This is a genomic window from Kineococcus sp. NPDC059986, from assembly GCF_040702905.1.
Classification (GTDB): Bacteria; Actinomycetota; Actinomycetes; order Actinomycetales; family Kineococcaceae; genus Kineococcus.
The window spans coordinates 122668-134822 of sequence record NZ_JBFBND010000009.1 but is presented as its reverse complement, the minus strand read 5'-3'; the positions used below and the strand labels follow the sequence as shown (position 1 = coordinate 134822).

Below are 12155 nucleotides of genomic sequence, written 5' to 3'. Positions count from 1 at the left end.
TCACCGTAGCGAGGTCGCGACCGGCCGGTCGGCGGGTGCCGGGGTCCAGACCCCCGTGGCCGCCGCGCGGCGGGCGTAGTCGGTGAAGTCGCGCGGCGGGCGGCCGAGGGCGCGCTGGACGCCGTCGGTGACCGAGGCGTTGCGGCCGTCGAGGACCAGCGCGAAGAGGTCGGCGAACTCGGCCGGCAGTCCCTCGCGCTCGAGCTCGGTGACGTAGTCCCGGTGGCTCACGGGGGCGTACCGGACCTCGCGGCCCGTCGCCGCGGACAGCTCGTGCGCGACCTCGGTGAAGCTCAGCAGGCGCGGGCCGGACAGTTCGTACACCTCGCCGTCGTGGCGGGCGTCCAGCAGCGCCGCCGTCGCGACGTCGGCGATGTCGTCGGCGTCCACGAAGGGTTCGCGGGCCTCGCCCGCGGGGATCGACAGGACGCCGGCCAGCACGGGCCCGAGGAAGAAGCTCTCGGAGAAGTTCTGGTCGAACCAGTTGCAGCGCACGACGGTCCAGGCGAGCCCGGACTCCTGCAGCGCACGCTCACTGGCCAGGGCCCCCTCCTCGCCGCGGCCGGAGAGGAGGACGGCCTTGCGCACGCCCGCGGCGCGGGCGGTGGCCGAGAACCGGGCGATGAGTTCGGGGACGCCGGGGAAGGCGAGGTCGGGGTGGTACGTGACGTAGGCCGCGTCGGCACCCGCGAGGGCGGCCTCCCACGTGCCCGCGTCGTCCCAGTCGAAGCGGGGGGACGTGGAGCGGGACACGGCCCGGACCTGCTCCCCGCGTTCGGCCAGGCGCTGCGCCACGCGCCGGCCGGTCTTGCCGGTTCCTCCGATGACGACGATCACGATGTCCTCCAGGTGGTCCGCGGTGGGGTGTCTGTGCCCCTCGGCTGTGGTGCCAGTCCACCCGCCCACACCCGCCGGGACCATGTCCCGCCGACCCGAGGGCATGCGCGTCCGGCCGTCGACGGCGGATCCCCCCGCGTGGCGGTTCCCAACCTACGGTTGCGTAACGTACGCTCGCGTCGCCTACGGAACCGTAGGTTGGCGACGATCGTCAGAGCGCCCGCACCCGACGACCCACGGAGGAACGCACGTGACCGACACGGCGGTCGGCCCGGTACGGGCCCACGCGGACGGCCCGGCACGGGCCGACGAGCAGCACCCGACCACCCGGCAGCCCGGGATGGTCCAGCTCCTCGACGAGCACGGGGTGCGCCACCACGACCCCGAGCACGACCTGGACCTGACGCCCGAGGAGCTGCGCGGGCTCTACCGCGAGATGGTCCTCATGCGCCGCTTCGACAGCGAGGCCGAGGCGCTGCAGCGCAAGGGCCAGCTCGGCCTGTGGGCCGGCAGCCGCGGCCAGGAGGCCTCCCAGGTCGGTGCCGGCCGCGCGGCCCGCCGCCAGGACCAGCTCTTCCCCAGCTACCGCGACCACGGCGCGCTGCTGGCCCGCGGGGTCGACCCGCTGCACATCCTCAGCATCTTCCGCGGCATCGACCACGGCGGCTGGGACCCGGTCGAGATGAACGTGCACCCCTACACGCTCGTCATCGCCGCGCAGATGCTGCCCGCCGTCGGGTACGGCATGGGCGTGCAGCGCGACGGTGCCGTCGGCACGGGCGACCCCGACCGCGACACCGCGGTCGTCGCCTTCTTCGGCGACGGGGCGACCTCCCAGGGCGAGGCGGCCGAAGCCCTCAACTGGGCGGCCGTCTTCAACGCACCCGTCGTCTTCTTCTGCCAGAACAACCAGTGGGCCATCTCCGAGCCGGTGTCCCGCCAGTCCCCGGTGCCGCTGCACCGCCGGGCCGAGGGTGCCGGGATGCCCGGTGTCCTCGTCGACGGCAACGACGTCCTGGCCGTCCTGTCGGTCGTCCGCAGCGCGCTGGACCGGGCCCGGGCCGGCGGCGGTCCGACCTTCGTCGAATCGTTCACCTTCCGCATGGGCGCGCACACCACGTCCGACGACCCGACGCGCTACCGGCTCGCCGCCGAGGTCGACGCCTGGCGCGAGAAGGACCCGATCGACCGGCTGCGCACGTACCTGACCGCCGAGGGTCTGCTCGACGAGGAGTTCGAGGCGGAGCTCGCGGCCGAGAGCGAGGCGCTCGCCGTGCGGTTGCGGGAGGGGGTCTCGGCGATGCAGGACCCCGATCCGGTCTCGATGTTCGAGCACGCCTACGCCGAACCCCACCCCCAGGTCACCGCCGAGCGCGACGAGTTCCTCGCCGCGTGGGAGCAGCACGACGCCGATCTGCACGCTGGACCTCACGGAGGGGACGCCTGATGGAGACCATGGCGATCGGCCGCGCGATCAACGCCGGCCTGCGCGCGGCGATGGACCGCGACCCGCGGGTGCTGCTCATGGGCGAGGACATCGGCGCCCTCGGCGGGGTCTTCCGCGTCACCGACGGTCTGCAGAAGGACTTCGGCGAGGACCGCGTCGTCGACACCCCCCTCGCGGAGGCCGGCATCGTCGGCACGGCGATCGGGATGGCGCTGCGCGGGTTCCGGCCCGTCTGCGAGATCCAGTTCAACGGGTTCGTGTACCCGGCCTTCAACCAGATCACGACGCAGCTGGCCAAGCTGCGGGCGCGCTCGCGCGGGCGGCTGTCCGTGCCCGTCGTGCTGCGCATCCCCAGCGGCGGTGGCATCGGGTCGGTCGAGCACCACTCCGAGAGCCCCGAGGTCCTCTTCGCCCACACCGCCGGGCTGCGCGTCGTCGCCCCGAGTTCGCCCCACGACGCCTACTGGATGATCCAGCAGGCCATCGCCTCGGCCGACCCGGTGCTGTTCCTCGAACCCGAGCGCCGCTACTGGCAGAAGGGCGAGGTCGACACCGAGCTCGCGCCGGGCCAGGTGACGCCGCTGCACAAGGCCCGCGTCCTGCGGCCGGGCACGGACGCGACCCTCGTCGCCTACGGGCCGACGACCAAGCTCGCCCTCGACGCCGCCGAGACCGCCGCTCAGGAGGGCACCGAGCTCGAGGTCGTCGACCTGCGGTCGATCTCCCCGCTCGACGTGCAGACGGTCGCGGAGTCGGTGCGCCGCACCGGGCGCCTCGTCACCGTCTCCGAGGCCCCGACGTTCCACGGACCGATGGCCGAGCTCGCCGCCCGGATCCAGGAGTCGTGCTTCTACTCCCTGGAGGCTCCCGTCAAGCGCGTCGGCGGGTGGCACCTGCCGTACCCGGCCGCCCGGGTCGAGGAGCACTACCTGCCGTCGCTCGACCGCGTCCTGGACGCCGTCGAGCAGTCGCTGGCCGCCTGAGAAACCCTCCCCACACCCCGAAGGACTCCGTTGAACCAGCGGTTCGCCCTGCCCGACGTCGGTGAAGGCCTCACCGAGGCCGAGATCGTCTCCTGGAAGGTCAAACCCGGTGACACCGTCGCCGTGAACGACGTCCTCGTCGAGATCGAGACGGCGAAGTCGCTCGTCGAACTGCCCAGCCCGTGGGCCGGGACGGTGGCCGAACTCCTCGTGGCCGAGGGGGACACCGTCGAGGTCGGTGCCGACATCGTCGTCGTCAGCGACGGTTCGCCGGCGCAACCCGCCACCGCCGAACCCACGGCCCCCGAGCCCGCGGAGCCTCCGGCCGACAGCGGGTCCGGCGCGACGCTCGTCGGGTACGGCACGAAGGACAGCGCGCCCCGTCGCCGCCGCGGGGCAGCACCCGCCCCGGCAACGGCCCCCGCGCCGGTCGCGGCGACCACCCCCGCCGAGGTGCACGTCCTGGCCAAACCCCCGGTCCGCAAGCTCGCCCGCGACCTCGGGGTCGACCTCACCGCGGCGACGCCCACGGGTCCGGGGGGCACGGTCAGCCGCGCCGACGTCCTCGCCCTCGTGCCCGCCCCGCCCGCCGAACCCGAGCGCCGGTTCGTCGACCACGAGCGGGAGCGGCACGTCCCGATCCGCGGGGTCCGCAAGGCGACGGCCGCGGCCATGGTCGAGAGCGCGTTCTCCGCCCCGCACGTCACGGTGTTCACGACCGTCGACGCGACGCGCACCATGAAACTGGTGCAGCGCCTCAAGACCGACCCCGAGTACGCGGGTGTCCGCGTCTCGCCGCTGCTGCTCGTGGCGAAGGCGCTCATCGTCGCCTGCAAGCGCAACCCCGACATCAACGCGACGTGGGACGAGGCCAACCAGGTCATCGTCGTGAAGAACTACGTCAACCTCGGCATCGCCGTGGCGACCCCGCGCGGGCTGCTCGTCCCGAACGTCAAGGACGCCGACGACCTGACGCTGAAGGACCTCGCCGTCCAGCTCGGGGAGCTGACCGCGACGGCGCGGGAGGGGAAGGCGAAACCCCGAGACCTGGCCGAGGGCACGATCACCATCACGAACGTGGGGACGTTCGGGATCGACACCGGGACCCCGATCCTCAACCCCGGTGAGGCGGCGATCCTCGCGGTCGGCAAGATCTCCCAGCGGCCGTGGGTGCACAAGGGCAAGATCAAGCCCCGGTACCTCGCCCAGCTCAGCCTGTCGTTCGACCACCGCATGCTGGACGGGGAGAGCGGGTCGCGGGCCCTGGCCGACATCGCGGCCGTGCTCGAGGACCCGGCGCGCGCTCTCACCTGGAGCTGACCGACCGAGCGTGGTGGCGCAACCACCGTCCGGGGGACTTCCGACCCGGTCGCCGCGGGACTACTGTGCGGCGCCTCGGGGAACGCTGAGGTTTCCCTGTTCGGAGGAGAACGCCATGGCGCACCGGCTCCGCACCGCAGCACTCGTCCTCGCCGCCACCACGACCACGGCCGTCGTGGCCGCCCCCGCCCACGCCGCGGCACCGCCGGGCGGGCCCGTCACGGTCGTCGCGCAGGGGCTCGACGACCCCTTCGGCCTCGCGGCCGAGGGCGGCAAGTTCTACGTCGCCGAGAGTTCGGCCGGCGAGATCAGCGGTTTCGTCCCGGGCGGCAGACCCACCGTCCGGCTCGCCGACTTCGCCGCCCCGGCCGGCGTCGACCGGCGGGCGGGGACGTTGTACGTCGTCACGGGGGAGGCGCAGGGCCCCGGCACCACCGGGGGGTCGACCCTGTGGTCGTCCCGGCGTGGAGAACCCCGTCGCGTGCTGGCGGACCTCATGGCCTACGAGCTCGCGAACAACCCGGACGGGCAGACCCAGTTCGGCCCGGACGGAGCCCCGCTCGACGCGTTGAGCAACCCCTTCGCGGTGCTCGCGGGCAAGGGGTCGGACCAGCGCGTGTTCGTCGCCGACGCCGGAGCGAACGACGTCCTGGCCGTCAGCCCGTCGGGGAAGGTCAGCACGTTCTTCGTACCGCCGGTCGTCACGACCGGGGCGTGCGAGGGCGCCCCGAACAACGACCCGCAGCACACCGGGTGCGACCCGGTGCCGACCGGGTTGGCGTGGGGACCGGACGGTCACCTGTACGTCTCGACGTTGTCGGGCGAGGCGCCCGACGAGGGCCGGGTCTACGAACTCGACCCGCGCGACGGGAAGGTCCTCGACGTGACGAGCGGGTTCACCGCTCCGACGGGGGTGGCCGTCGGCGACGACGGGACCCTCTACGTCTCCGAACTCCTCGATGGTGCCCCGGCCGGTGAGGGTCCGCCGCCGACGGGCTTCGACCCGACGACGGTCGGCCGGATCGTCGCGGTCGCGCCGGACGGGGACCGCTCGGCGGCGCAGGTGACGATGCCGCTGGGGCTGCGGTTCGCCCAGGGCCACCTGTACTCCACCGCGTTCAGCGTGGCGGGGTCGATCCTGGGTCAGCCCGGGCTCGGCCAGGTCGTCCGCGTCGACGCCGGGGCGTTCGAGCCGCTGGACTGACGAGTGGTGCGGGGGGCGGGTCCGGTCGGACCCGCCCCCGTCACGTCACCGTCACGTCAGAGCGGCCGGATGCCGTAGGCGTCGGCGAGTTCCTGGATGCGGCGGGCGCGGCCCAGGCGCGGCAGGTCCGACCCGTCGCGGACGACGCCGCCGGAACGCTCGAAGTCGGCGATGAAGTCGCGCGCCCACGTGGCGTCGGAGACGTTCGGGCTCATGACCTCGTTGATCACGTAGGCCTGCTCGGCGTCCAGGCACAGCTTGCCCATCATGCCCATCGCGACGCCGACGCCGGAGGCCTCGCGCAGCGCGGGGTGACCACCACCCGTGGTCGGGCCGTCGATCGGGCCGGGCAGCTTGCCGATGGCGCTGGCCACGACGAGCTTGGTGCGGGGGTAGGCCATCGCCATGTCCTCGGCGCTGGCGCCGGTGTCGCGGCGGTAGTCACCGGAACCGAACGCGAGCCGGAAGGTGCCCTTGGCGCACGCGATCTCGCGGGCGGCCTCGATGCCGAGCGCCGACTCGCACAGCGCGACGACGGGGACGGACCCGCCGAGCGCGTGCCACGTCGCCTCGACCTGCTCACCGGCCTCCGTCTTGGCGAGCATGACGCCCAGCAGGTTCGGGACGCCCTTGAGCGCGTCGACGTCGTCGCGCCAGTGCGGGGTCGTGACGTCGTTGATGCGGACGAACGCCTGGCCGCCGGCGGCGAGCCACTCGATGGAATCGGCGCGGGCGGAGTCCTTGCGGCTGGGGTCCACCGCGTCCTCGATGTCGAGCACGACCTGGTCGGCCCGCGAGCGCGCGGCCACGTCGAAGAGGTCCGTGCGGGTCGCGTTCACGAGCAGCCACGTCCGCGCGTACTTGGGCTCGACGATGTGCACCTGGCGTTCGGCGGGTTCTGCGGTCATGGCACCCGACCGTAGCGCCGCCGGGTGGGTGCTCCGGTCCCAGGACCCGGTCCGGCCGGGGAGTCGTGCATCACTCCCGGGCCAGCACCCGTCCGCGCGTCGCGACGAGGTCGGCCACCGCCCGGTCCACGTCGGTGGTGCGCAGCTGCCCGTCCTCCACGACGACCCGGCCCTCGACGGTCGACAGGGCCAGCGGCGGGGTCGGTCCGACGACGAGCGCGACGACCGGGTCGTCGAGGTCGGCGTGGCCCAGACCGGTGAGGTCCCACAGCGCGAGGTCGGCCCGCTTGCCGACCTCGATCGAGCCGATCTCGTCGGCCCGGCCCAGGCAGTGCGCCCCGCCGGCGGTCGCGGCGCGCAGCGCGTCGCGGGCGGAGACGGCGCCGGCCCCGCCGACGGCGCGGGCGACGTAGAGCATCTGCCGCAGCTCGTCGGCGAGGCTGCCCTGTTCGCTGGAGGCGGCGCCGTCGACGCCGAGCCCGACCGGGACGCCGGCCGCGAGGAGGTCGCGGGTGCGGGCGATGCCCGCGCCGAGGCGCGCGTTCGAGCTGGGGCAGTGCGCCACCGACGTCCCGGTGCGGGCCAGGGTCGCGATGTCGGAGTCGGACAGGTGGACGCAGTGCGCGAGCCACACGTCGGGGCCGAGCCAGCCGAGGTCCTCGAGCACCTCGACGGGCCGGCGGCCGAAGGTGCGCGCGCAGAACTCCTCCTCGTCGTCGGTCTCGGCGAGGTGGGTGTGCCGGCGGATGCCGAGCTCGGCGGCCTGCGCGGCGGTCTGCCGCAGCAGGTCGGGCGAGACGGAGAACGGCGAGCAGGGCGCGGCGCCGATGCGGACCATCGACCCGGGGGAGGGGTCGTGGAAGCGGGTGACGGCGTCGGCCGTCGCGGCCAGGACCGCGTCGACCGTCTCGACGACCGAGTCCGGCGGCAGTCCGCCCGCGGAGGCGCCGAGGTCCATCGAGCCGCGGGTGGGGGCGAAGCGCAGGCCCACCGTGCGCGCGGCCTCGACGGTCGCGGCCAGCTGGTCGCCGCCGCCCCGCGGGTGCAGGTAGTGGTGGTCGGTCGTCGTCGTGCAGCCCGTGAGCGCGAGCCGCGCCAGACCCGCCCGGGCGGCGGCCTCGACGTCGGTCGCGTCGAGCCGCGCCCACACCGGGTACAGCGTCGTGAGCCACTCGAAGAGGCCGGCGTCGACGGCGAAACCGCGGGTGGCCCACTGGTAGAGGTGGTGGTGGGTGTTGACGAACCCCGGCGTCAGCAGGTGCCCGCGGCCGTCGACGACACGGTCGGCCGTGGCGCCCTCGGGTGGGTCGCCGGCGCCGACGGCGGTGACGACGCCGTCGTCCACGACGACGAAACCCCTCCGGTGCTCGGTACCGGAGGGGTCGACGGTGGCCACGGCGGCCCCGGTGATCAGCAGGGTCGGCATGCGCTGATCCTGCCCGACCGGGGCCGCGGGTGGTGCGGGTTCGTCAGCGACGACGAGGCGCGCGGTTCTCCGCACCGATCAGCCAGGCGTGCTTCTCCAGGCCGAGGACGAAGCCGTGCAGCAGGTCGGCGGTCGAGGGGTCCTCGGCGTCGATCGGGTCGTGCACGCGGCGGATGGTGTCGACGGTGCGGCGGGTCATCGCGACGATCGCCTCGACGGCGGCCTTGGTGTCGATCTCCTCGGCGCCGAAGTCGCCGATCGTCGTGCTCGCCGCGACGGTCGCCGGGCGGGCGTCGGGGACACCGCCGACGGCGCGCATGCGCTCGGCGGCGTCGTCGGCGTAGGTGCGGGCGTCGTCGATGAGGGCGTCGAGCTGCAGGTGCAGGTCGCGGAAGTTCGCCCCGACGATGTTCCAGTGGGCCTGCTTGCCCTGCAGGTGCAGCGCGGTGAGGTCGACGAGGACCTCCTGCAGACCCGAGTTCAGGCGCGAGCTGGCGTCGAAGCCGGCGACGGCGGTCTGGGTCAGGCCGGCGGTGGTGATGTCGTCGATCGTGGTCACGGTGTCCTCCATGAGTCGGATGCTGGGTGGGGTGCTGTGGCTGGGCTGGTTCCGGACGGGGCGCTGCAGTCGGTGCACAACCCCCACCAGGTGACTTCGGCGCGGTCGAGCACCGGGAAACCCGGTGCCTGCGCGGGGGTCAGGCAGGGGCTCGTCCCGACGGCGCACGGGACGTCGACGACGGTCCCGCACCCGCGGCACACGAGGTGGTGGTGGTCGCCCGCCACCGCCGTCTCGTACCGGGGTGCCGAACCCGTCGGCTGGATGCTGCGCAGGAGGCCCGTCCGGGTGAGGTCCTCGAGCACGTTGTAGAGGCTCTGCCGGGACATGCGGTGACCCGCCGTCCCGAGCAGTTCGGCCAGTCCCGCGGCGGTCACGTGCGGGTGGTCGGCCACGACTTCCAGGACCGTCCGCCGCGGGGCGGTGCTGCGCAGTCCCACGTCGTGCAGCACCTCCTCGGGGGAGGTCCGGTCGGTCGAGGTCATGATCCGAGAGTACGCCTTCTTTGGACTCTGTCAAAAGAAGGTGAGCCTCGCTTTCGTTCGGACAGCCTCACCACACGACCGCCGGAGGCGTTGCGGCACAGGGCGTCGGAACCACGGCGGGGAACGTCGATGGGCCCCGGAGCGGTCGCTCCGGGGCCCATCGGGTCACGCGTCGGCCGGCGGCGTCAGTTCTGCGCGCCGAGCTCCTCGCCCACGCGCGCCTCGTCCGGCGCGTCGGCCGCATCTGCGGCACCGGCGTGCCGGCCGCGCGGGGCGGCCGCGTCCTCGCCGAGCGCGGCCTCGATGGAGGCCTCGTCCAGACCGAGGTCGCGCAGGTTCTCCACGGCCGCGTCGAACGCCGCCTCGCGGCGCTCGGCCTCCAGGGCCAGGTCGGCCATGGCCTGCTGCGCGGCCTTCGCCTGCTGCACCCCGCTGCGGAGGCGTTCGGCCAGTTCCCCGGGCGCCATCGATCCGTTCACGGGATCGACGGTAGCCACCCCGGTGCCGCTCCCGCCACCGCTGCCGACGAGGGGTGCCCCCGCGGCCTCGGCGGGTGCCGCGGCGGCGGCCACCGCGGTGCCGGCGGTCGTCCCGTCCGTGCCCTCGGGGGCCTGCGCGGCGGGCGCGCCCGGGCCCTTCAGGGGCAGGGAGGGCAGGAAGAGCATGGTGACCAGACCGGCCAGCATGACGAACGTCGCGACGAGGTAGATCGTGCTCGTCGACTCGGTGAACCCGACCTTGAACGGGTGCGCCAGGACGCTCGGCAGCTCCTTGAGGACCGAGGTGTCGTCGGTGGCGCGGGCCAGCGTGGACTGCAGGTTCCCGCCCCACGTCTGCAGCGCCTGGCCGAACTCCGGGGTGCGCCCCGCGGACTCGTAGGAGCTGGAGACCTTGTCGCCCAGGGTGGAGAACAGGATGGAGAGGAACACGGCCGTGCCGAGCGTGCCGCCCATCTGGCGGAAGAACGTGACCGAGCTCGTCGCGACACCGAGTTCGCTGCGCTTGGCGGCGTTCTGCACGGCGAGGATGACCGGCTGCATGTTGCCGCCGAGGCCCCAGCCCATGACGAGCATGATGATCATCGTCTGCCAGATCGGGGTGTCGGCGTTCACCCGCGAGAAGAAGAACAGTGCGATCACCATGAAGGCGGTCCCGACGACGGGCAGGACCTTGTACTTGCCGGTGCGGGCGATGAACCGCCCGGAGAACATGCTGCCGGACATGATCCCGACGACGACGGGGAGCATCGCCAGACCGCCGCGGGTCGGGCTCAGGTCCTTCACGACCTGCAGGTACTGCGGCAGGACGGCGAACACGCCGAACATCCCCATCCCGAGGATGAACGAGCCCAGGGACCCGACGACGAAGGTGCGGCCGCGGAACATCCGCAGCGGCAGCAGCGCCTCGTCGCCGTAGGCGCGCTCGGCGAGGATGAACCCGACGAGGCCGACGGCCCCGATGACGTAGCAGGCGATCGACTTCGTGTCGTCCCAGCCCCACTCGCGGCCCTGCTCGGCCACGATGAGCAGCGGGACGAGGGTCGTGATGAGGGTCAGCGCACCGGGCCAGTCGATCCGGTGGTGGCTGGAGCGCTTGGGCAGGTGCAGGTTCTTGGAGACCACGAACAGGGCGAAGATCCCGATGGGCACGTTGAGCCAGAAGATCCAGCGCCAGCCGGCCAGGCCCAGCAGGGAGTCCAGGCCCGAGAAGAACCCGCCCGCGACGGGGCCGAGGACGCTCGAGGTGCCGAAGACCATCATGAAGTAGGCCTGGTACTTGGCGCGTTCCCGCGGCGGGACGATGTCGCCGATGATCGTCAGGGCCAGCGACATCAGTCCGCCGGCGCCGAGGCCCTGCAGGGCGCGGAACCCGGCGAGCTCGTACATCGACGTCGAGATCCCGCAGAGGGCCGACCCGATGATGAAGATGAGGATGGCGGCGATGAAGAACTTCCGCCGGCCGTACATGTCGGACAACTTGCCGTAGAGCGGCGTCGAGATCGTCGACGTGATGAGGAAGGCGGTCGTCGCCCAGGCCTGCAGCGAGAACCCGTCCAGGTCGTCGGCGATCGTGCGGATCGCCGTGGAGACGATCGTCTGGTCCAGGGCGCCGAGGAACATCCCCAGCAGCAGGCCGGACAGGATCGCCATGATCTGGCGGTGGCTGAAGACCGGGGCCTCCGGTGCCGGCGCGGTGCCGGCGGTCGAGCTGCTCATGCGTTCTCCCCAGGGGCGGGCGTGGTGGTCCGGAGGCAGTCGGTGCGGGCTCGTTCGAGCCCGTCGGCGAAGCGGGACAGCAGGGTGGTGAAGGCGACCAGCTCGTCGGCGGCGAAGTCGTCGACGGCGCGGGCGAGGTGCTCGTGCCGCCGCTGCTTCATCTGGGCGACGACCTGGTGGCCGGTCTCGGTGACGTCCAGCAGGCTCGCGCGGCGGTCGTCGGGGTCGGGCAGCTTGCGCAGGAGCTCGCGGCGGACGAGCTCGCCCGTCTGCCGGCTCGTCGTCGAGGGGTCGGTGCCGAGCCGCTCCGCGAGGGCGCTGACGCGCAACGGACCGGTGTCGGCGAGGACGTAGAGGACGACGTGCATGGCGCGCTCGACGTCGTTCTCACCGCGCGCGATCTGCGCCTTGAAGGAGTGCAGGGCGCGCATCTGACGACTGACCTGGTCGGCCACGGCCGCCACGAGGTCGTCCTGGGGGGCGCCCACGGGCGGCTCCTCGAGGGGGCCGGTCGAGGAGCCGGCCGGCTCCTCGAGGGTCGTGCTGGGGGTCATCCGGGTTCTCCCACGGGTCTGTCTGGTGTGTCGCTCAGCCGATCGGCCGTCGCGTGCTGTAACGGTGCAAGGTCGTCCGCCGAAGTACTCCCCGGGACATCGGCCCGGTCGGGACGATCCTTGAGTGCTACATGCAACGACATGGAAGAAGTTACCAGGCGCAAGCACGGACCGGGGGGTCGAACGTGGGGTCGGATCGCGCAGTACGGGGACGCC

General features: G+C 73.1%; 11 protein-coding genes. 4 read left to right on the top strand and 7 right to left on the bottom strand.

The annotated features are described in order from the left end of the window. A complete protein-coding gene (locus AB0637_RS09460; RefSeq protein ID WP_366171619.1) occupies positions 1-837 on the bottom strand; it encodes an NmrA family NAD(P)-binding protein in 837 nt (278 codons plus the stop codon). A gap of 340 nt (positions 838-1177) precedes the next feature. Here AB0637_RS09460 and pdhA point away from each other — a divergent pair, with 340 nt between their 5' ends. The 4 genes from pdhA to AB0637_RS09440 all read left to right on the top strand — a co-directional run bounded on the left by pdhA (position 1178) and on the right by AB0637_RS09440 (position 5791). Then, positions 1178-2284, top strand: a complete 1107-nt coding sequence (gene pdhA, locus AB0637_RS09455) for a pyruvate dehydrogenase (acetyl-transferring) E1 component subunit alpha (protein WP_366171681.1) — start codon at positions 1178-1180, stop codon at positions 2282-2284. Beyond that, entirely contained in the window at positions 2284-3267 is a 984-nt protein-coding gene (locus tag AB0637_RS09450) for an alpha-ketoacid dehydrogenase subunit beta (RefSeq protein WP_366171617.1), read from the top strand. Before pdhA ends, AB0637_RS09450 begins: the two co-directional genes overlap by 1 nt. A 30-nt stretch (positions 3268-3297) precedes the next feature. Next, entirely contained in the window at positions 3298-4587 is a 1290-nt protein-coding gene (locus AB0637_RS09445) for a dihydrolipoamide acetyltransferase family protein (protein WP_366171615.1), read from the top strand. 115 nt (positions 4588-4702) lie between these two features. Then, the gene (locus tag AB0637_RS09440; RefSeq protein ID WP_366171613.1) at positions 4703-5791 is read left to right on the top strand and encodes a ScyD/ScyE family protein; all 1089 of its coding nucleotides are present in this window, start codon (positions 4703-4705) and stop codon (positions 5789-5791) included. A gap of 56 nt (positions 5792-5847) precedes the next feature. On the opposite strand, the gene AB0637_RS09435 is transcribed toward AB0637_RS09440, so the two are convergent. From AB0637_RS09435 to AB0637_RS09410, 6 genes are all read right to left on the bottom strand, one after another. After that, on the bottom strand, positions 5848-6699 hold the full coding sequence (locus AB0637_RS09435; protein WP_366171611.1) for an aldolase/citrate lyase family protein: 852 nt from the start codon (positions 6697-6699) through the stop codon (positions 5848-5850). Between the two features lie 70 nt (positions 6700-6769). Further along, positions 6770-8125 (bottom strand): 8-oxoguanine deaminase, encoded by a 1356-nt coding sequence (locus AB0637_RS09430; RefSeq protein WP_366171609.1) that lies wholly within the window; start codon positions 8123-8125, stop codon positions 6770-6772. Between the two features lie 43 nt (positions 8126-8168). Beyond that, positions 8169-8684, bottom strand: a complete 516-nt coding sequence (locus tag AB0637_RS09425) for a DNA starvation/stationary phase protection protein (RefSeq protein WP_366171607.1) — start codon at positions 8682-8684, stop codon at positions 8169-8171. Next, a complete protein-coding gene (locus tag AB0637_RS09420) occupies positions 8681-9169 on the bottom strand; it encodes a transcriptional repressor (RefSeq protein ID WP_366171605.1) in 489 nt (162 codons plus the stop codon). Before AB0637_RS09420 ends, AB0637_RS09425 begins: the two co-directional genes overlap by 4 nt. Before the next feature lie 185 nt (positions 9170-9354). After that, entirely contained in the window at positions 9355-11385 is a 2031-nt protein-coding gene (locus AB0637_RS09415) for an MDR family MFS transporter (RefSeq protein WP_366171603.1), read from the bottom strand. Then, complete coding sequence (locus tag AB0637_RS09410) at positions 11382-11939, bottom strand: MarR family transcriptional regulator (protein WP_366171601.1); 558 nt, start codon at positions 11937-11939, stop codon at positions 11382-11384. Before AB0637_RS09410 ends, AB0637_RS09415 begins: the two co-directional genes overlap by 4 nt. Positions 11940-12155: the final 216 nt, after the last annotated feature.

Bases quoted from the DNA above. Each gene is read 5' to 3' on its own strand.
- pdhA (WP_366171681.1), top strand. From the start codon at position 1,178: ATGGTCCAGCTCCTCGACGAGCACGGGGTGCGCCACCACGACCCCGAG.
- AB0637_RS09450 (WP_366171617.1), top strand. From the start codon at position 2,284: ATGGAGACCATGGCGATCGGCCGCGCGATCAACGCCGGCCTGCGCGCG.
- AB0637_RS09440 (WP_366171613.1), top strand. From the start codon at position 4,703: ATGGCGCACCGGCTCCGCACCGCAGCACTCGTCCTCGCCGCCACCACG.
- AB0637_RS09435 (WP_366171611.1), bottom strand. From the start codon at position 6,699: ATGACCGCAGAACCCGCCGAACGCCAGGTGCACATCGTCGAGCCCAAG.
- AB0637_RS09430 (WP_366171609.1), bottom strand. From the start codon at position 8,125: ATGCCGACCCTGCTGATCACCGGGGCCGCCGTGGCCACCGTCGACCCC.
- AB0637_RS09420 (WP_366171605.1), bottom strand. From the start codon at position 9,169: ATGACCTCGACCGACCGGACCTCCCCCGAGGAGGTGCTGCACGACGTG.
- AB0637_RS09415 (WP_366171603.1), bottom strand. From the start codon at position 11,385: ATGAGCAGCTCGACCGCCGGCACCGCGCCGGCACCGGAGGCCCCGGTC.
- AB0637_RS09410 (WP_366171601.1), bottom strand. From the start codon at position 11,939: ATGACCCCCAGCACGACCCTCGAGGAGCCGGCCGGCTCCTCGACCGGC.